The sequence below is a fragment of the Campylobacter sp. FOBRC14 genome (assembly GCF_000287855.1).
Classification (GTDB): domain Bacteria; phylum Campylobacterota; class Campylobacteria; order Campylobacterales; family Campylobacteraceae; genus Campylobacter_A; species Campylobacter_A curvus.
In genome coordinates, this window is the sequence record NZ_ALJJ01000011.1 from 18,107 (window position 1) to 38,155 (window position 20,049).

Here is a 20,049-nt window from a genome sequence, read left to right on the forward strand (position 1 = left end):
CTGTATATCATCTCTTTTTAAAATTTTAAGGATATAATAAGGTCTAAATTTCAAGCAAGGCGGAAAAATGAAAGAGTTAAACGGTTCGCAAATGATAAGCGAAGCACTGAAGCTTGAAGGAGTGGATGTCGTTTTTGGCTATCCGGGCGGTGCGGCGCTAAATATCTACGACGAAACATATAAGCAAAATTATTTCGAGCATGTCCTCACGCGCCACGAGCAAGCCGCAGTGCACGCAGCCGATGGATACGCACGTGCTAGCGGCAAGATAGGAGTAGCGTTCGTTACGAGCGGTCCTGGATTTACAAACGCCGTGACAGGGCTTGCGACTGCGTATTCAGACAGTATCCCTCTCGTGCTCATAAGCGGGCAGGTCGCGACATCACTGATAGGAACGGACGCATTTCAAGAGATCGACGCCGTAGGGATCTCGCGCTCCTGTGTGAAGCATAACTACCTTGTAAAAAATATCGAAGAGCTGCCTAGAATTTTAAAAGAGGCATTTTACATCGCTCGCACCGGACGACCGGGTCCCGTGCATATCGACGTGCCAAAGGACATAACGGCTGCGGTAGGAAAATTTGAATACCCAAAAGAGATAAGCATACCTACTTACAAACCGACATATAAAGGCAACGCAAAACAGATAAAAAAGGCAGCCGAGGTCATAGAGGCGAGCAAAAGGCCGCTTGTTTACGTGGGTGGTGGCGCGATCAGCTCGCAGGCTAGCCAACTGGTGAGAGAATTTGTCAAAAAAGCCGGTATCCCAAGCGTTTGTACGCTGATGGGGCTTGGTGTTTTAGACTATGATGACGAGCTGAATTTAGGCATGGCCGGCATGCACGGTAGCTACGCGGCAAATATGGCGCTATCGGAGAGCGATCTGCTGATCGCGCTAGGAGCGAGATTTGATGATCGCATAACCGGAAAGCTGAGCGAATTTGCAAAGCACGCCAAGATCATCCACATCGACATCGATCCAAGCTCTATCTCAAAGATAATAAACGCTCATTTCCCGATAGTAGGCGATCTAAAGAGCGTGCTTGAGGAGCTCATCCCTCGCATAAATGCAAACAGCGAGACTTTCGCACCTTGGAGGGAAATTTTGGCTCGTTACGCGTCGCTTTATCCGCTTAAATTTGAAGACAGCGATAAAATTTTAAAGCCTCAATGGATCGTCCAGCAAACCGCAAAAATAGTCGGCAAGGACGCGGTGATAGCCACCGACGTAGGACAGCATCAAATGTGGGTGGCGCAGTTTTATCCGTTTAACAGGCCTCGTCAGCTGATAACCAGCGGCGGACAAGGCACTATGGGATACGGCCTGCCTGCTGCACTGGGCGCTAAATGGGCCGTAGGAGATAAGCCGGTCGTAAATTTCACTGGCGATGGCTCGATACTGATGAATATCCAAGAGCTGATGACTGCAAGCGTGAATAAAAAGCCCGTAATAAACATCATTTTGAACAATAGCTTTTTGGGCATGGTGCGTCAGTGGCAGACATTTTTTTACGGAGAGCGTTACTCGGCGACGGATCTTGAGATCCAGCCGGATTTTGTTAAATTAGCGCAAAGCTTTGGCGGCATAGGCTTTAAAGTAAGCACAAAGGCGGAATTTCAAAAAGCGCTCAAAGCCGCACTAAAAAGCGATAAAATTTCGCTCATAGATGTCGTCATAGACCGCTTTGAGAACGTGCTTCCTATGGTGCCCGCAGGCGCTGCGATATACAACATGATACTTGATGACAAGGGCCAAAAATGAGTAGTATAAGAAGAGTGATCTCGGTTATAGTTTTGAACGAACATGGCGTTTTGGCTCGTATCTCCGGGCTTTTTGCAGGACGCGGATACAACATCGACAGCCTCACGGTCGCACCGATACCAGATAGTAAATTTTCGCGCCTTAGCATAGTCACTGGCGGCGATGAGCGCGTGCTGGAGCAGATAGTAAAGCAGCTTCACAAGCTCATACCTACGTATAAGGTCATCGAAAGCGGAGAATTCGTAGAAAAAGAGATGGCGCTCATAAAGATCCCGTTAAATGAAAATTTTGCCGGGCTTGACGCGATACTAAAGGCCTATAACGGCAGTGTGGCAAATACAAATGAAAACTACATCATCGTCATGGTCGCCGATGATGCGAGCAGGATAGATAACTTTTTAAAAGCGATAAAAAAATTTAACCCGGTCGACATCGTGCGTGGTGGCTCGGTTTTGATGGATATTTAAGATGAAACTAAGTGAAATAGCGCAAAAAACGGGTGCAAGCTTTAGCGGTGAGGATATAGAGATCTTTGCTCTAAATTCTTTAAAAAATGCGAACAAAGCCGAACTTAGCTACTGCGATGGCGAGAAAAACGCGAAATTTATCGCAGGCTCAAACGCCGGAGCGATACTGATCTCGCAAAATTTACTCCCTTTCGTGCCTGAAGGCATGAGTGCGTTAGTTTGCGAGAACCCGCATCTAGCCTTTGCGATACTTAGCAAGGACTTTGCAAAGCCACTGTTTTGCGAGCCAAAGCCGTCAAACATAGCCCAAAGCGCCACGATAATGCCAAACGTGCATATCGGCTCAAATGTCAGCGTAGGCGAGGGTAGCATCGTGATGGCGGGTGTGTTTTTGGGTGATAACGTAAAGATCGGTCGAAACTGCATCATCCACCCCAATGTCGTCATTTACAACGACTGCGTCATCGGTGACGAGTGCCATTTACTGGCAAACTGCGTCATCGGCTCGGACGGCTTTGGCTACGCGCACACAAAGACTGGCGAGCATGTCAAAATTTATCACAACGGCAATGTCGTTTTGGGCGATTTCGTCGAGGTCGGCGCATGCACTACGATAGACCGCGGCGTCTTTGAAAGCACGATGATAGCAAGCTACACAAAGATAGACAATCTCGTTCAAATAGGCCACAACTGCGAGCTTGGAAACGGCTGCCTCATCGTCTCGCAAACGGGACTGGCAGGCTCCACTACGCTAGGACGAAACGTCGTCATGGGCGGACAAAGCGGCTCGGCCGGACATGTCAGAGTTGGCGACTTTGCACAAATAGCCGCTCGAGGCGGCGTGAGTAAAGACCTAGACGCAGGTAAAAAATACGCAGGAGCCTATCCTATAATGCCGCTTGATGAGTTTTTTAAAATTCAGGCTAAAATTTTAAGATTTTTCAAGAAAAATTGACGCGGTTAGATCCGCGATTTTACGGGGCGAAATTCTAGCCCCGCTATTCCTGCTTTTTGTCATATAGCCAAAAGCAAATAGCTAAAATAATCAGAGTCACCAGCATAAAGGCGCTCACTATCGTCGTGGCGTTTTTATACTCGCTCAAAAATAGCCCACTCGTGTTCATCCCAAAAAAGCTAGTAATGAAATTTAAAGGCAAAAGTAGAGCCGATATCATCGTCAAGATATAGATATTTCGGTTGATCTTATCATTTTTGATGCCTTGTATATGCGCGTAGATGTCCTCGACTCTAGCGGCGTATTCGGCGACTACGTTTTTAAACAAACCCGCCTCGTAAGTGTAGTTTTTAAGCTGCTTTTTAAGGGCTGGCTGCTCGGTCTGGCAGATCACTAACGCCTCGTAAAAATGCAAAATTTTGTTTTGAAATTTGCGGATCTCGTATTTTAGGATCGAGTGCTTTTTGATAAATTTCGTGTAGTCTTTGCGGTTGGTGTAAATTTTCTCGTAGTTTTCAAGCTCGGCTTGATGCTCTAAAATTTTGTTTCTAAACTCGCTAGTTATCTTTTTTATAACGCCGATAAATTCGCTACTGTCACACTCTTTGCTCTCATCACCATCGTAAATTTTCTCATCTTTGAAGATAAATTTATAGTTTTGCTCGCTGCCATCCGTCACTAGATAGATGTAATCGTAGCTGTCGGTGTAAAAGTAGCCCGAGATATCGCTTTTTTGACCGATTTTTTCACTCATCGTAGCCTCCTAAATTTCGCCTCCGCTTCGTTTGGCGTAAAATTCTCGCTTAAATTCGCTAAATTTTCCGGCCGTTATCGCTTCTCTTATTTGCTTCATCAAATTTAGATAGTAGTGCAGGTTATGCAGGCTCGCGAGGCGGAAAAACGTGAGCTCGCGCGCGCGAAATAGGTGATTTAGGTATCCGCGCGAGTAGCGGCGGCAGGTGTAGCAATCGCACTCCGGGTCGATGGGCCCTTGATCATTTACGAAGCGGGCGTTTTTGATGGCGATCTTGCCAAAGCTCGTAAAGAGCGTGCCGTTGCGGGCGTTGCGCGTGGGCATCACGCAGTCGAACATATCGACCCCGCGCTGTACGTTTTCGACGATGTCCTCGGGCGTGCCAACCCCCATGAGATAGCGCGGACGCGCAGCGTCGATAAAGGGCATCACTGCCTCCACGGTCTCATACATATGCTCGTTTGCTTCGCCCACACTTAGCCCGCCGATGGCTAGCCCGTCAAAAGGCATTTCGCAAAGAGCTTGCGCGCAAATTTTACGTGCGTCGTAGTCGGTGCCGCCTTGGATGATGCCAAAGATGTTTTGATCTAGCCCCGCGCCCTGGCTTTGCTTAAATTTATGATAATCTATCGCCTCGCGCGCCCATTTTATCGTACGCGTCACACTTAGATCGATACGCTTTTTTAGTCGCGCCTTTTCGTCCGCACCTAATGCGTGCGGATCGCGCGGGAGCTCGACAAGGTCATCCAAGATCATCATGATGTCAGAGTCCAACTCATACTGCGTATCAAGTACGGAGCGGGGCGTGAAATAGTGTATGCTGCCGTCAATGTGGCTTTTAAATTTTATGCCGCCCTCGTCGTTTTTGGTGTTCGCGCGCAGGCTAAACGCCTGAAAGCCGCCGCTATCGGTGAGAAAGGAGCGGTTGAATTTGCAAAATCCGTGCAGCCCGCCAAACTCCGCCACTACGCGGCTACCCGGGCGCAGATACATGTGATAGGTGTTGGCTAGGATGATCTTGGCGTCTAAAATCTCGCGCATATCGGTGGCGTCTAGGCTCTTTACCGCGCCCACGGTGCCAACCGGCATAAAAATGGGCGTTTGTATCACTGAATGCGCGGTCGTGAGTACTCCGGCGCGTGCGTTGCCATCTGTTTTTAAGACTTCAAATTTCATTTTTGTCCTTTAAAATTTTGATATTTTAGCAAATTTTATATTATAATCACACTCTAAAAGACAAACAAGGAAGCCTTTGCAAAAGGAAAACGAGATAATTTCTACCGCTGCGAGCGGCGTGACGAGCTTTAAATTTATCGGTAAATTTACCTACAAAGACGCCAAAATTTTGCAAAATACACTTTCTAGGATCGCTAAAGCAAGAGGCTCTTTGCGATTTGATTTCTTGCAGCTTTTACACGTTGATTACGCGGTTTTGATACTTGTTAAAAACGCCATAAAAGGCAAAAAAGCCGAATTTGTAACCTCCGATACGAAAATAAAAGCGATGATCAGTCTGCTTGATGATGAAAGTATCGATTTTAGCTATATCCCGCCACAAAATAAGCTCAATTTTTTCGCTCGTTTGGGCGAGAAGATCTGCGACGGCTTTAAAAACTTACTGGAATTTGGCTCGTTTTTGGGCGAATTTCTCATAAAAACCATAAAAATTTTCGTTAATCCTATGAGCCTGCGGCTTCGAGAATTTAGCAATTACATAAAAGATGGCGGCGTAAATGCCGTATTTATCGTATCTTTGACCGCCTTTTTGATAGGCGTGGTGCTCGCATACCTTGGCAGTGCGATGCTGGCAAATTTTGGAGCTAGTATATTTATCGTCGAGATCATGGGTATGCTTACCTTACGCGAGGTCGCCCCGCTCATCGCAGCTATCGTGGTTGCGGGACGTTCGGCGTCCAGCTTTACGGCGCAGATCGGCGCGATGAAGCTCACCGAGGAGATAGACGCGATGAAAACGATGGGCTTTGAGCCGTTTAATTTTTTGGTCTTGCCACGTATCATCGCCATGGTCTTGTCGCTTCCTATCATCATTTTTATAGCCGATGCGATAAGCATTTTAGGGCAGATGCTGATATGTCAAGGTGTGCTTGATATCAGCTTTGCCGACTATCTTAGTCGTTTTAAGGATATGGTCGAGCTTAGGCATTTTGCAGTGGGTATGATAAAAGCGCCGTTTTTTGGAGCGATCATAGCGATAATCGGCTGCATGCGCGGCTTTGATGTGAATTCAAACGCTCAAAGCCTTGGCGAGATGACGACTATAAGCGTCGTAAATGCGATATTTTGGGTCATCGCGCTTGATGCGTTTTTCGCGATAATCTTCATGTGGCTAAAAATATGAAAAAAATAATCAGGGGTGAAAATATCACTACAAGCTATGGCGAGCGCGTAATGCACGATAATGTGAGCTGGAGTGTGAACGAGGCTGAAATTTACGGCTTTTTAGGCGGTAGCGGTAGCGGTAAGACGACGCTGATGAAAACGATGATATATCTAAAAAAGCCTGATGAAGGGGATATATATTTTGACGATAAAAATATGTGGAAGAGCGATCTGGCAGAGCAAAAAGAGATAAAGCTTTCAAGTGGGACGATGTTTCAGTTTGGTGCGCTTTATAGCTCGATGAATATCCTTGATAATGTGGGCGTTTTGCTGAGCGAATACTCGAAATTTAGCAAACGTCAGATCGACGAGATCGCGATGTTTTGGATACAAAAAGTGGGACTTAAAAAGGAGAGCGCCAGCCTCTATCCAAGCGAGCTGAGCGGCGGCATGAAAAAGCGCGCTGCACTAGCTCGTGCGCTGGTACTTAGCCCAAAGGTGCTATTTTTAGACGAGCCAAACAGCGGACTGGATCCTGTCAGCTCGCGTCAGATGGACGCACTGGTGAGGGATCTAAGGGATAGTCTGGGGCTTACTGTCGTTATGGTCACGCACGATGCGGATAGTATTTTTGATATACTTGATCGCTTTTTGATAATAGAAAACAAAAAGATCGCCTTTGAGGGAACTTTAAAAGAGCTCGAAGATGCGGGGCACAATCCGCTTGAAGAGCTGTTTAAAATGAGGAAAAAATAGATGGAAAATAGAAATTCTTACACGATAGTGGGTATGTTTTTTATCTTTTGTATGAGCGCTTTTGCGGTATTCATCTGGTGGATGACGAACCACGACGACAGCAAACTGCAATACAAAAATTATTACATCCACACTAGCGAGCTGCCAAGCGGGCTAAAAGTCGATTCGCAGGTAAAATTTATCGGCGTACCGGCAGGCACTGTAAGCAAGATAGACTTCGTAAAGGACGATAAAAACGCACTTATCGAGATAACGATGAAGATCCGCGATGACGTGCCGATACGAAAAGATAGTGTCGCCAGCATCGAGACGCAGGCCATAAGCGGCGTGGCTAGCATAAATATAAGCCGCGGCAAAGAGGAATTTGCCAAGGGCGAGCGACCGATCTTACGCCTGGAGCAGAGCTTGCTCTCAAAGCTGGGAACGAACGCGCAAAATATAACCGAGAAGCTAAATCAGACGCTGACGAAGATAGATGGCTTCTTCTCACCTGAAAATATCGAACATCTAAACACGATCTTGGCAAATATCGATAAATTTACGGGCGTTTTGACGGATGAGGACGGGCTTAGCAAAGTCGATCAGATAGTTACGGATTTTAGAAATTTCACTGACAATCTGGACCAGGCCGATATAAATCGCACGATGCAAAACGTAAATGCCTTGCTTACAAATGCAAATTTAGTCGCAAAGTCTCTGAATACAGCCATAGGTGGATATCAAAGCGTTCAAAATTTAGTAAAGATCAAGCTTGAAAACGGCGAATACGATCTGAAAAATACGCTCACGCCGATGCTTCTTGAAGCGACTGAATTTTTCAGCGGCTTTGAAAAGACATTGCGAGAGTTTAGAGGCGCACTTTACCGCTTAGAGGACAATCCTTACGAATTTTTCTTTAAAAATCCGGTGCCAAATTCACAGCAAAATGGAGATGGAAAATGAAAAATATTACGCGAAATTTTATGTATTTTATTTTGGTGGCGATCTTTGCTGGCTGCTCTTTAAAGACCGACGTTCCTCAAGCGACGATGTATGAGATCTACTACGCGAACAAAGAATGCGCTGCAGAAAAACGTCAAGAGTTTCGTAAAAACGTCTATATCGAAAAGGTGAGTGCTCTCGACATGGTCGATACTCGCCAGATCCTCATAGTCGCCGAAAACAATCAGATACGCTTCTTGCAAGATGCGAAATTCGTAGCGCTTCCAAGCGAGATGATCTATAAAGCCCTTGTCAAGGGACTTTACTCAAACTGTGCTGCAAAGCCGATATTTTCGCCAAATTTTGACGATCTGCGCCTAAAGATCAGCGTCATATCGCTTCAAATCAGAGGAGACAAGGCCGAGATTGCCTTTGCCTACGAGCTTTTTAACGCGAACAAATCGATAAAATCAGGTATGATAAACAAGGAGCTTTTCTGCCCCGATCCCAGCTCGAAAACGATATTTGACACCATAAACAAAGCCGTAAATTTAGCTATCGATACGCTTTTGGCCGATATCGTTTGACCTTAGCTCATTAGCCTTGATTAATCCCGTTTTGCTATAATGTTCGTTTAAATTTGGAGAGCATATGAAAAAAATTTTGATAATAGCCGACGGGATCTTGGCTAAAAATTTTCTCAGCAGACTTTTTGAAGCGAAGTCAAATTCCCATCATTACATCATCATCGCGCAAAATAAAGAGATCATCGATACTCAGATGAATTTTGAAAATTTTAGCTTCTATCACTTCGATCCTACCAGCTTTTCAAAGCTAAAGAGCGTCGCGGACGGGTATTTTAGCCAGTTTTGTATCATCACTCAAAACAAAGCCGACGCACTGGCAAGCTACGAAAATTTACGCAGGATCAGTACGAAAACAGAGATAGTTTTTATGAATATCTGGGAGCAAGATGACGCCCAAGATAAAATTTTTAGCGCCGATAAGCACCTAAGCATTGTCGATGTAAGAGACATCGCGGCTTCAAGACTGATGGACTATCTGCCTGACGTGCCAGTACTTGCCGATAATATCGGGCTTAGCGAGGGCGAGATAATGGAGGTGAAAGTGCCGATAGGAAGTGCCTATATGTATCGTCACATCAACTCTATACAACAAAAAAAGTGGCGTATAGCCCTCGTTTATCGTGGTAGCGAGATAATCTTGCCAAAGCCAAGCGTAATGATACATCCAAACGATACCTTGCTCATCGTAGGCGATCCAAACGTACTTCAAAACGTATATCGCTCGATAAAGCGCGAAAGGGGGCAGTTTCCAAACCCTTTTGGCAGCAACATCTACACGATCATCGATATGCGCGTGATGAGCGACAAACGCATCGCCAAGCTCATAGATGACAGCCTATTTTTGAATTCCAAGTTAAACAACAAGCGATTGATCTTTAAAATTTTAAACCCGACGCTTGGTGAGAATTTAGACAGACTAAAGGCGATCAAGGATAAAAGTATCATCGTTTTGATGGATTATTTTGCACGGGACAATTCTAACGTAAAGGCCGAGATAGCAAGGGCTGACGTCGGACTCTTGGTAAGTGACGACGAGTATTTTTTTAAATTTCAAAGGCTTTTTTACGAGACTAAGATCCCCGTGCTAAAAACGGGTAAAATTTCACTGCAAAATGTAAGGCAAGGCGTCATTTTAGGCGAGCAGGGCGAGGAGATAGAAAATCAATCCGCCGTCATAATGGACTGCTGCACTCAGCTTGACATCGAGATGAAATTTTACTATTTTGATAGCAAAAACAGCGACACAGCCGAGCTTAGCGAGCATTTTGAAAGTATCAGCAACCTCTTTTCAAAACGCATAATCATCGAAAACGACGAAGAGAAAAATCCGCTCATAAAGCTAAAAGGCAGCGACGATCTGCTGCATTTTGTCATATTTGACGAGAAATTTACACATACTGATATGTTTGCGTTTTTGTCGGCTGATATGAACCGTCTTTATAAAAAACTAAGCGGCAACTCGCAGCTTTTTGTGCCGACTAGCGAATGATTTTAGACATTTTTGAAGCTTTTTGGATAAAATAACTAAAAGGTAAATGATGCAGATAAGATTAAATTTAGAGCAAAAAAAATACGGTTACAATGTCTATATAAATGAGCTTGAGCGTATAGAGATAAAGGGCAAAACGGCAATCGTGACAAATCCAAAAATCGCCGGGCTTCATCTAAAGGCGCTCTTAAATTCTCTAAAATGCGACGAATACTTCATCATCAGCGTTCCTGACGGCGAGGAGTATAAAAATTTAGCGACTATCGAGCTTATTTTGGAGCAGCTTTTTACGAGCAAACTTGACCGCTCAAGTACGCTCATATCCTTTGGCGGCGGTGTGATAAGCGATATGACGGGCTTTGCAGCCAGCATTTATGAGCGTGGGATAAACTTCATAAATATCCCGACGACGCTTCTAGCGCAAGTCGATGCGAGCGTTGGCGGCAAAACGGGCGTGAATAATAAATTCGGCAAAAACTTGATCGGCTCGTTTTATCAGCCAAAGGCGGTTTATTGCGAGAGTAAATTCCTACGCACTTTGGCATTTAGAGAATTTAACGCGGGCTTGGCCGAGGCTGTGAAAATGGCGGTCACGTTTGATAAAGAAATGTTTGAGTGGCTTGAAAACGCGACGCTTGACGAGGAGCAAAATTTAGCCAAACTCGTTGAACGATCGGTGCTCATAAAGGCTCGCGTAGTCGAAGCCGATGAGAAAGAGCGAGGACTACGTGCTTTGCTAAACTACGGACATACTTTCGCTCACGTGATAGAAAATGAGACCGGCTATAAAAAATACCTGCACGGAGAGGCGGTGGCGATCGGTATGAATATGGCAAATTCTCTCTCGGTGAAGCTTGGCTTGATGAGCGAAAAAGATGCTCTTAGGATCAAAGAGCTTTTGGCTAAATTTAGCCTGCCTACGCACTACGCGCTAAGAGATGAGAGTGCGTTTTACGAGGCCTTTATGCTCGATAAAAAGACGCAAGAGGGCAGCGTGAAATTCATACTCTCAAACGGTATCGGAAGCGCGGTTATGAAAAACGATATAAAACGTGATGACGTGATAAAAATTTTAAGAGAATTCAAATGAGGATCTTACTTTTTCTACTAGGACTTTTGGCCTTTGTTTATGGTGAACAAAATGCGAGTGTCCCCCTTGATGACATCGAAAACAGCAGCAAAGCAGCCGACATAAGGCAGCAAATATCTGCTATCGACACTTCGCTAAGGGGCAACGTGTGGATAACCAGATACGCAAACTACAACACCTATCAAAATCTTTTAAGTGAGCTTGAAAAAAACGAGGCCGCCCTTAAAAAACTGGATAAAAATTCACGTAAAAGCGACGAGCTTATTAGGCGTAGCGGGACATTAAAAGAACAGATAAATTTGCTAAAAGAGTATGAGAAAGTGCCTTTTTCAAATATGCTGGCCGCTCCCGAGGTCGAGACCCCACCACGCATAATAAATCCTATCGCGCTGATATCGGGCTTTTCATATATCAAAAAGATCAAAGGCGAAAAGGCTGATTATTCACGTCATATCGTCGAGCTCGAAGCTCTTTTGTTAAAGCTGGAGGATAAAGAAAAGCTGATGACGCAGCTATTAGAATTTGACAACAGCGATGCAAACAGAGACGATCTTTACGCTCTTAGGCAAGAGATAAGCGAATTTAACGCGGTAAAGCAAATAGCCAATACTACTTTCAACGTATATGAAAAAAGAGCGGATGAAGCCATAAATATAACGACTACGGATATAAAATCGCAGTTTTTGAGCATGCTAAACATCGCTATCGTGATCATCATCACTATCGCTCTTACGTTTTTTGCGAAATTTATCGCAAAGCGCACTATCAGCGATAACGAGCGATTTTACACGGTCAATAAATTTTTAAATTTCCTAAACGTGACGATCATCGTTTTGATACTGCTTTTTGCCTATATCGAAAACGTCACCTACGTCGTGACGGTGCTTGGTTTTGCATCAGCCGGTATCGCTATCGCGATGAAAGATATGTTTATGAGCATGCTTGGCTGGATGGTGATAATGTTTGGCGGCTCGATCCACGTGGGAGACCGCGTCAGAGTCTTTCACGACGGCTCGGAATTCGTAGGCGACATCATCGATATATCGCTACTTAGGATGACGGTTTTTGAGGATGTGACCTACTCGACGTATAAATTCAATCGCCGCGCAGGGCGTATCGTTTTCGTGCCAAACAACTATATATTTACCGATCTCATCGCAAACTATTCGCACTACGGTATGAAGACCGTTTGGGACGGCATCGATATCGTGATAAGCTTTGATAGCAACCATAAAAAGGCCGTGCATATCGCTAAAACGATCGTGCGAAAGTATTCAAAGGGCTACACTGATATCGCAAAGCGCCAAATGACGAAGCTTCGCAGCCAATACAGCGTAAAAAATCCAAATGTCGAGCCTAGAATTTTCACATTTTTCGAGCCATACGGTATAAACATCTCTAGCTGGTATATGTCTAACTCATATGCCACACTAGCGCTTAGAAGCACGATAAGCGCGGAGCTCATAGACGCGTTTAATAAAGAAGACGACATAAAGATCGCATATCCTAGCCAAACGCTCTATCTTGGCAAGAAGCAGACTCCAAGCGCTCATAGCGAATTTGAAGGCGAGAGTCTGGCTTGATGCAAAAGATATTTTTTAAAACTTTCGGGTGTCGCACGAACATCTACGATACGGAGCTCATGAAAAGCTACGTAAAGGACTACGAGATCACAAATGACGAAGAGATAGCCGACGTAGTCGTGATAAACTCATGCACGGTCACAAACTCCGCCGACAGCGGCGTGAGAAACTACATAAACGGCGTGAAAAGGCGCGGTGCAAAGGTAATTTTAACAGGTTGCGGAGCGGTCAGTAAAGGTAAAGAGCTCTTTGAAAAGGACGCTATATTTGGAGTCATGGGCGCTAGCCAAAAAGCAAATATCAACTCTCTTTTAAGCTCCAAACAGCGCTTTTTCGAGCTTGGCGATCTAAATTCCATCGATAAAAACATCGTGACGAGCTACGAGAACCACACCAAGGCTTTCATCAAGATCCAAGAGGGCTGTAACTTCGCATGCAGCTACTGTATCATCCCGTCCGTGCGCGGCAAAGCGCGAAGCATGGATGAAAACTCTATCATAAACGAGGCTAAAATTTTAGCCGCTAACGGCTACAACGAGCTCGTTTTAACAGGCACTAATATCGGTAGCTACGGCAAAGATACGGGTAGCTCGCTTGGTAGGCTTTTGGCAAATTTAGGCAAAATCCCGGGCATCAGGCGCATCAGACTTGGCAGCATCGAGCCAAGCCAGATAGACGAGAGCTTCCGCGAAATTTTAAAAGAGAGCTGGCTGGAGCGGCATTTGCATATCGCGCTTCAGCACACCAGCGAAAAGATGCTGCGTATCATGCGCCGTAGAAATCAAGCCTTTAGCGACCTGGAGCTTTTTAACGAGCTAAGCTCGCTTGGCTTTGCGCTGGGGACAGATTTTATCGTAGGTCATCCTGGAGAGAGCGAGGAGATATGGGCTGAGGCGCTTGAAAATTTTAAAAAATTCCCGCTTACTCATTTGCATGTGTTTGCGTATTCTCCTCGTGCAAATACGCACTCTGCGACGATGAAAGCAGGTGTCAGCGGCGACGTGGCGAAAGAGAGGCTAAATTTACTAAAGCAGATCACCGCACAAAATAATCTAAATTTCAGAAAACGGCATAAGGAAAATTTAAAGGTCTTGGTGGAGAAAAAAAATGCTGATCTCTACGAGGGCTTCGATCAGTTTTACAACAAGCTAAGGATCGACTCGGCTAGAGATATAAGCAAAGAGTGGCTGGAGGTAGGCGAATATGAGGTCCAAAATGAAGCGAATTATGCAAAAATTCAGTTTTAAATTCAACAAAAAAAATATCTTGATCATAGCGGCGGTGCTTTTAGTCGTCGTCCTGGCTCTTGCCGTGAGCAAAGAGCCAAAGAGCATAAGCTACGAAGGATATATGCAGCTTCTTAGCGGCAACTTCATCGACAAGGCCGTAATCGATGAAGACGACGTCATACTCTACGCCCAAAATAACCGCTACAAGATCATAAAAGACGGCGTGGATATAAAGGAGCTCGTCAAAAAAGTGCCCGTCGAGCGAGCGCAAAACTATATCGTGATGAGCGAAATTTTCACCATTTGTTTCATACTGTTGATATTTTTTGTAGCGGTGCTTTTACTGCTTAGATTTAGAAAAAAGAGCCAGCCAGCCGGTGATAAAACGCCGGCTTACGATCTTGAAAGCATAGTAAATTCCTTCGCTACACCGGTAATTTCAAACGTGAGATTTGACGATGTAGCCGGTATCGATGATGTCAAAATGGAGCTTAGCGAGATCGTGGACTTTCTAAAAAACCCTATAAAATACCGAAATTTCGGTATCAAAATGCCAAAAGGCGTGCTGATGATAGGGCCTCCTGGCGTGGGTAAAACGCTCGTGGCAAAGGCGGTCGCCGGAGAGGCGAACGTACCGTTTTTTTATCAAAACGGCGCTAGCTTCGTGCAAATTTACGTCGGTATGGGCGCAAAACGTGTCCGTGAGCTTTTTAACAAGGCAAAATCCTACGCCCCATCGATCATCTTTATCGACGAGATAGATGCGGTGGGAAAGAGCAGGGGAGGTAGCCGCAACGACGAGCGCGAAGCCACGCTAAATCAGCTTCTCACCGAGATGGACGGCTTTGAAGACAACTCAGGCGTCATCGTGATCGCAGCGACGAACCGCATCGAGATGATCGACGAGGCGCTGCTTCGCTCGGGGCGATTTGACAGGCGTATTTTCCTATCCATGCCTGATTTCAAGGATAGAATGGCGATATTAAAGACCTATTTAAAAGGCAAAAAATGTGAAGCCGACGTGAGCGATATAGCCAAGATGAGCGTAGGCTTTTCAGGGGCGGCACTAAGCACGCTCGTGAACGAAGCGGCGATAAACGCGCTAAGAAACGGCAGTGAAATTTTAAGGATGGGTGACTTTGAAGCGGTCTTAAACAAGGTTTTACTCGGTAAAAAAAAGGTGCTAAGCTACTCCGAGTCCGAGAAAAAGATACAAGCGACCTATCAGGCGGCAAAGGCGCTGGCCGCTTTTTGGTTTGACGTGAAATTCGACAAAATTTCACTCATCGAGGATAGGTTTGTCGGTATCGAAAGAGAGATAGAGTCGCGCTCGCAAATGATCTCTCGCATAAAGGTTTTTTTAGCCGGTATGTGCAAGCTGGAGCTCGACGAGAACGATATATTTTCAAATTCTAGCACGGACTTGAACTACGCAAAAGACTTGGCCTCAAAGATGGTCTACGAATACGGCATGGGAAAGTCTTTCGTGCCAAATCCTGCAGACGTTGAGGAAATTTTGAGCCAGGCAAGAGAAGAAACCATAAGCTTTTTAAAGGGCGTAAGCATGCAAATAGCGCGTATCAGCGAATTTTTGCTAGTCTATGAGAGCGTGGATAAAGAGATGGTGGCAAATATATTAAACGAGACTTATGAACTGGAGGATAAATGAAAGCTAAAATAGGAATTTTAACTCTATCTGATCGAGCAAGCAAGGGCATTTATGAGGATCTTTCTGGTGCTGCTATCAGGCAAATTTTAGACGAGTGGATCGTGAGCGAGCGAGAGTATTTTTACGAAGTCATAGCTGATGATTTTAAAATTATTAAAGAGCGACTCATTTATATGAGTGATAAGCTTGGCTGCGATCTTATCCTGACTACAGGGGGCACTGGGCCCGCAGAGCGCGATGTGACACCCGAAGCGACAGAGGCAGTGTGTAAAAAGATGATGCCGGGCTTTGGCGAGCTTATGCGAGCAGCGAGCCTGAAATTTGTTCCCACAGCGATCCTCTCGCGTCAGACGGCTGGTATCCGTGCTCACGCTCTCATCGTAAATTTACCCGGTCAGCCAAAGGCGATAAGAGAGTGCCTGGAGCCGATATTTCCGGCTATGCCATACTGCATCGACCTTATCGGCGGAGCGTTTATCGAGACTGACGAGAGCAAGATGAAGGTGTTTAGACCGAAGAAGAAATAAAATTTAAGCTCTACTTTATTATATGTTTGGTTTATCGCTCGCATTACAAGCATTATTTGATTTTATAATCGCTAATTTATCCAGAATGTAAATTCAAAAGCGGGCGCGTTGCTTGATAGTTACTATTTGTGGGGCTTGTAGTGATCATCGGTGTGTAGTATTGCGTCAGTATCTAAAATAGCCTAAATTTACAAGCTATTTTGCGAGGTACAGTTGTCGCTTTGAGTGTCTCTATTATTATTACAATCGCTCATCCATACTTCTAGCACTTGATCTGTGCGGGTATTACCTGCAAAATTTGGGCGCAAAGAGGGCAAAATTTTCATTTTTTAATCTAGTAAAAGAGATTTTAAAGCTGACTAAACGATTTAGAAAGTCTTAAAAAATTAAGGCTCTACAATATTTCATTGATTTTCAGCTCTCAAAGCAGTAGAATGCGAACAGCATTCGAGTAAAACTCTTGTGAAGCGACGCTATCGCCGCCGATTTTTCACTTCGCTGTCGCTCGTGACAAGAATACGCTACGAGCAGAGAAGCCACAGGCTGAACGCGGTCTGCTCGCAGTTGCGAGTGCAACGAAGCGTCTTGAAAAGCTGCAAGCAACGCGAAGCAGAAAAAATCGTGCTATATGTTCGGCGCTTTGCGGAGCGAGTACGGTTTGCGAAGCAAGTATCAGTGATTTATTATAACAGAGCCAAAATTAATAGCCTAAATTTTCCTATTTTTTCGCCTGATATAAAGGACGTAAAATACCGTTATAAACGCGACCACAACGAGTAGGGCGATGACTATATGACTAAACGTGCCGTGATCATAGTTTGTCCCTAAAAAATACCCGACACCAAGTAGTATCACTACCCAGATACCAGCTCCGAGTGCGGTAAATAGGCAAAATTTAAACATATTCATCTTTGCTAACCCAGCTGGTAGGCTGATGTATTGACGGATACCGGGGATCAGGCGGCAGTTAAAGGTCGAGATCTCGCCGTGTTTGTTGAAAAATGCCTCAAATTTTGCCATTTTTTCATCCGTGATACCGACAAATTTACCGTATTTTAAGATAAGCTCACGTCCGAAAAAGTAACATAGATAGTAGTTAAACACCGCTCCCGCGAGGCTACCGCCCACACCAGCTAAAAACGCAAAAGCCAAATTCATCTCGCCCTTATGCACGAGGTATCCCGCCGGGGTCATCGCCACTTCGCTTGGAAACGGGAAAAATGAGCTTTCTAAAAACATCATAACAAAAATGCCCGTGTAGCCCCACTGACTCACGATGCCGACGATAAAATCAATGATTTGTTGCAAAATTTATCCTTGTATCTTTTGGTAACACTCATAAGCGATGAGAAGTGCGAAAACGATAAATATCGCACCGCAAACGGCGTCTAAAATTTTTTGATTGTTTAAAAATATCTCACGTGGCCTTTTAGCTGAGAAGATTTTACCCACGAGCAAAAATACGCAAAGGCTTTCAAAGCTGATAAAAAATGCCACGCCAAGCAGCTGCCAAAGCGAGTCAAGAGAGCTTACAAAGACCGAAAACACGCTGGCAAAATAAAGCACTGCTTTTGGGTTTGAGAGATTTGTAAAAAATCCAGTGATGAAAAATTTCCGTAGCCCGCCCTTGGTCGATTTGCCGTTTAAATTTAAGCTACCACCGCTTTTTAGCGACCTCAAAATGCCCACGCCCAGATAGAGCAGATAAAGGCTGCTGGCGATCATCAGTAAAATTTGTATCGCTGGAAATGCCAAAAATAGGGCGTTTAGTCCAAGAACGGTGAGAAATATCCATATCACGATGCCACATCCCACACCAAGGCTAGCGGCGATCGCCTCTTTGTAACCACTAGCTAGCGATGTGCGAAGTATGAGAAGTATATCTGGGCCCGGGACGATCAGCACAAAAAAGTGCGTGACCGCCAGGGTCAAAATCATAAGCGGATTCATTTTTTCCTTTAAATTTAGGGCTGCTCGCCCATTTTAAAACGCCGGTATGACCTCGCCTTTGTAGCGATCAAGGATAAATTTCCTCGTGTCATCGCTCAACACCGCTTTAACGAGAGCCTTGATCTTTGGGCTGTTTTCGTTGCCAGCTCTTGTGACGATGATGTTTGCGTATGGGCTATTTGCGTCTTCAAGCAGCAGCGCGTCCTTTGCCACGCTCATGCCTAGATCAAGCACGAAATTTGTGCTGATGGCGGCTAGATCGACTTCGTCGAGCGTGCGCGGTATCTGAGCACCTTCAAGCTCGACAAATTTAAGATGTAGCGGGTTTTTCGTGATGTCGTGAGGGGTTGCCTGCACAGCCTTTTTATCAAGCTCGATGAGTCCTGCTTTTTCCAAAATCCTCAAAGCGCGGTTGCCATTTGACGGATCATACGCGATCGCAACCGTCGCGCCGTCTTTTAGCTCGTTTATGTTTTTTATATTTTTTGAATAAAACCCAAGCGGCTCGACATGCACGCTCGCGACCTTGACTAAATTTAGCCCGCGGTTTTTATTTTGCTCTTCAAGATAGGGCAAATGCTGGAAGAAATTCGCGTCCAAATCGCCATCTTGTGTCGCGATATTTGGGATCGAGTAGTCCGTGATCTCGGAGATCACCAGGTCGTATCCAAGCTCTTTTAGCTTTGGTTTGACAAATTCTAAAATTTCAGCGTGTGGAACGGGCGAAACGCCGACTATTATGGTTTTATCGTCGCTTTTAGCGTATAAATTCAGAGCCAAAAATGTGGCTGCTAGCAGGTTTAAAATTTTCATTATTTTTTCCTTTTTTATGAAAAGGACGGCGCTAAAAAGGTAAAAGCTTTTACGCCGCCTTAAATTTAAGAGTATCCTCTAAACTAAAATTTAGGCTCACTGCGCGCTTAAATTTGCCTACGGCAGGTCAAATTTAAGTAGCTTGCAAGATCAAAACGTCGGAAGTATCGCACCTTTATATTTTTCCTCGATAAATTTCTTCACTTCCGGGCTTGTGATAGCTTTGTCGAGTGCTTTGGTCTTCGGGCTGTTTTCATTGCCGGCTTTGACTACGACGTAGTTTGTGTATGGGCTGTCCTTGCTTTCTAGCACGAGCGCATCTTTTGTAGGGTTGAGATTTGCGTTCATAGCGTAGTTTGTGTTGATTACTGCGATCGTTACGTCATCTAGGGTGCGCGGCACTTGGGCTGTCTCGATCTCTTCAAATTTTAGCTTTTTAGGGTTCTCGACGATGTCAAGTGGGGTTTTTAGCGGGTTGTTGTTTAGTTTGATGAGACCTGCGCTGGCTAAAACATCAAGTGCGCGGCTCTCGTTTGTCGGGTCGTTTGGTATCGAGACGCTGCTGCCCTCTTTAAGCTCTTTGATATCTTTTATCTTTTTTGAATAAACCCCCATAGGTTCTAAATGCACGCCGACGGTTTTAACAAGGTGAGTGCCTTTGTTTTTATTAAATTCTTCAAGATACGGCAGGTGTTGGAAGTAGTTTGCATCCAGATCGCCGTCTTCTGTGGCTAAATTTGGCACGGTGTAGTCGTTAAATTCTTTTATTTCAAGCGTGTAGCCGTTTTTTGCGAGGATCGGCTTTACGACTTCGAGGATCTCGGCGTGCGGCACGGGAGTAGCACCTACGATGATAGTTTTTGCTTTGTCAGCGGCGTTTGCAGATAGTGACAGACTAAGGGCGACTAGGGAAGAGAGAAGTATTTTGTTCATTTTTTATCCTTTTTTAAATTTGCGCTAAACGACTTAAAAGGATAAATTTAAAGTAGTGTCTAAATTTCTTTTTAAGTATTTAGCAAGCTAAGCACTTAAAAAGAAATTTGTGCTTAGCGGTTAGTCTTTCGACGACTTATGTTCTATCAAGCGACACATTTCGCACATATCTGATTTCATGTTTATCCTTTCAAGTAAAATAATTCGGCGATTTTAAATGAAAA

At 44.8% G+C, this 20,049-nt stretch carries 19 protein-coding genes; 13 read left to right on the plus strand and 6 right to left on the minus strand.

Annotated elements, in window-relative coordinates; all coding sequences use genetic code 11:
* Nucleotides 1-67: 67 nt before the first annotated feature.
* Genes HMPREF1139_RS05475 through lpxD form a run of 3 tightly spaced genes read left to right on the plus strand, consistent with a single transcriptional unit; the run spans nucleotide 68 to nucleotide 3,184 of the window.
* Nucleotides 68-1,762 carry an acetolactate synthase large subunit gene (locus HMPREF1139_RS05475; protein ID WP_009650389.1) on the plus strand — a complete coding sequence of 565 codons (1,695 nt, stop codon included), beginning with the start codon at nucleotides 68-70 and terminating at the stop codon, nucleotides 1,760-1,762.
* A 5-nt stretch (nucleotides 1,763-1,767) separates the two neighbouring features.
* Nucleotides 1,768-2,229, plus strand: a complete 462-nt coding sequence (gene ilvN / locus HMPREF1139_RS05480; RefSeq protein WP_026175437.1) for an acetolactate synthase small subunit — start codon at nucleotides 1,768-1,770, stop codon at nucleotides 2,227-2,229.
* A 1-nt stretch (nucleotide 2,230) separates the two neighbouring features.
* Nucleotides 2,231-3,184: a UDP-3-O-(3-hydroxymyristoyl)glucosamine N-acyltransferase gene (lpxD, locus tag HMPREF1139_RS05485; protein ID WP_009650424.1), complete on the plus strand. Its 954-nt coding sequence runs from the start codon at nucleotides 2,231-2,233 to the stop codon at nucleotides 3,182-3,184.
* A gap of 43 nt (nucleotides 3,185-3,227) precedes the next feature.
* Here the strand turns inward: lpxD and HMPREF1139_RS05490 are convergent, their stop codons facing one another.
* Entirely contained in the window at nucleotides 3,228-3,938 is a 711-nt protein-coding gene (locus tag HMPREF1139_RS05490; protein ID WP_009650450.1) for a CorA family divalent cation transporter, read from the minus strand.
* A 9-nt stretch (nucleotides 3,939-3,947) separates the two neighbouring features.
* Nucleotides 3,948-5,114, minus strand: a complete 1,167-nt coding sequence (gene tgt, locus HMPREF1139_RS05495) for a tRNA guanosine(34) transglycosylase Tgt (RefSeq protein ID WP_009650395.1) — start codon at nucleotides 5,112-5,114, stop codon at nucleotides 3,948-3,950.
* Between the two features lie 76 nt (nucleotides 5,115-5,190).
* On the opposite strand from tgt, the gene HMPREF1139_RS05500 reads away from it, so the two are divergent.
* The 10 genes from HMPREF1139_RS05500 (at nucleotide 5,191) to mog (ending at nucleotide 16,129) form a co-directional block, all read left to right on the plus strand.
* A complete protein-coding gene (locus tag HMPREF1139_RS05500) occupies nucleotides 5,191-6,297 on the plus strand; it encodes an MlaE family ABC transporter permease (protein WP_009650440.1) in 1,107 nt (368 codons plus the stop codon).
* Nucleotides 6,294-7,034: an ABC transporter ATP-binding protein gene (locus HMPREF1139_RS05505; RefSeq protein WP_009650418.1), complete on the plus strand. Its 741-nt coding sequence runs from the start codon at nucleotides 6,294-6,296 to the stop codon at nucleotides 7,032-7,034. Before HMPREF1139_RS05500 ends, HMPREF1139_RS05505 begins: the two co-directional genes overlap by 4 nt.
* Nucleotides 7,035-7,976, plus strand: coding sequence for an MlaD family protein (locus tag HMPREF1139_RS05510; protein WP_009650385.1), 942 nt, complete (start codon nucleotides 7,035-7,037; stop codon nucleotides 7,974-7,976). It begins immediately after the preceding gene.
* Nucleotides 7,973-8,542, plus strand: coding sequence for an ABC-type transport auxiliary lipoprotein family protein (locus tag HMPREF1139_RS05515; RefSeq protein WP_009650448.1), 570 nt, complete (start codon nucleotides 7,973-7,975; stop codon nucleotides 8,540-8,542). Before HMPREF1139_RS05510 ends, HMPREF1139_RS05515 begins: the two co-directional genes overlap by 4 nt.
* Nucleotides 8,543-8,606: 64 nt before the next feature.
* Nucleotides 8,607-10,031 carry a COG3400 family protein gene (locus tag HMPREF1139_RS05520; RefSeq protein ID WP_009650415.1) on the plus strand — a complete coding sequence of 475 codons (1,425 nt, stop codon included), beginning with the start codon at nucleotides 8,607-8,609 and terminating at the stop codon, nucleotides 10,029-10,031.
* A gap of 49 nt (nucleotides 10,032-10,080) precedes the next feature.
* Nucleotides 10,081-11,121, plus strand: a complete 1,041-nt coding sequence (gene aroB, locus HMPREF1139_RS05525; protein WP_009650406.1) for a 3-dehydroquinate synthase — start codon at nucleotides 10,081-10,083, stop codon at nucleotides 11,119-11,121.
* Nucleotides 11,118-12,704 (plus strand): mechanosensitive ion channel family protein, encoded by a 1,587-nt coding sequence (locus HMPREF1139_RS05530; protein WP_009650403.1) that lies wholly within the window; start codon nucleotides 11,118-11,120, stop codon nucleotides 12,702-12,704. The genes aroB and HMPREF1139_RS05530 overlap by 4 nt, the downstream gene beginning before the upstream one ends.
* The gene (gene mtaB / locus HMPREF1139_RS05535) at nucleotides 12,701-13,951 is read left to right on the plus strand and encodes a tRNA (N(6)-L-threonylcarbamoyladenosine(37)-C(2))-methylthiotransferase MtaB (RefSeq protein WP_009650400.1); all 1,251 of its coding nucleotides are present in this window, start codon (nucleotides 12,701-12,703) and stop codon (nucleotides 13,949-13,951) included. The genes HMPREF1139_RS05530 and mtaB overlap by 4 nt, the downstream gene beginning before the upstream one ends.
* A complete protein-coding gene (locus HMPREF1139_RS05540) occupies nucleotides 13,932-15,602 on the plus strand; it encodes an AAA family ATPase (protein WP_009650431.1) in 1,671 nt (556 codons plus the stop codon). Before mtaB ends, HMPREF1139_RS05540 begins: the two co-directional genes overlap by 20 nt.
* A complete protein-coding gene (mog, locus tag HMPREF1139_RS05545; protein WP_009650445.1) occupies nucleotides 15,599-16,129 on the plus strand; it encodes a molybdopterin adenylyltransferase in 531 nt (176 codons plus the stop codon). Before HMPREF1139_RS05540 ends, mog begins: the two co-directional genes overlap by 4 nt.
* 708 nt (nucleotides 16,130-16,837) lie before the next feature.
* Here the strand turns inward: mog and HMPREF1139_RS05550 are convergent.
* The 4 genes from HMPREF1139_RS05550 to HMPREF1139_RS05565 all read right to left on the minus strand — a co-directional run bounded on the left by HMPREF1139_RS05550 (nucleotide 16,838) and on the right by HMPREF1139_RS05565 (nucleotide 19,825).
* Nucleotides 16,838-17,437: a DedA family protein gene (locus tag HMPREF1139_RS05550; RefSeq protein ID WP_009650439.1), complete on the minus strand. Its 600-nt coding sequence runs from the start codon at nucleotides 17,435-17,437 to the stop codon at nucleotides 16,838-16,840.
* Between the two features lie 3 nt (nucleotides 17,438-17,440).
* The gene (locus HMPREF1139_RS05555) at nucleotides 17,441-18,079 is read right to left on the minus strand and encodes a LysE family translocator (protein WP_009650390.1); all 639 of its coding nucleotides are present in this window, start codon (nucleotides 18,077-18,079) and stop codon (nucleotides 17,441-17,443) included.
* 33 nt (nucleotides 18,080-18,112) lie between these two features.
* Entirely contained in the window at nucleotides 18,113-18,892 is a 780-nt protein-coding gene (locus HMPREF1139_RS05560; RefSeq protein WP_009650447.1) for a MetQ/NlpA family ABC transporter substrate-binding protein, read from the minus strand.
* 150 nt (nucleotides 18,893-19,042) lie between these two features.
* Nucleotides 19,043-19,825, minus strand: a complete 783-nt coding sequence (locus tag HMPREF1139_RS05565; protein ID WP_009650384.1) for a MetQ/NlpA family ABC transporter substrate-binding protein — start codon at nucleotides 19,823-19,825, stop codon at nucleotides 19,043-19,045.
* Between the last annotated feature and the right edge of the window lie 224 nt (nucleotides 19,826-20,049).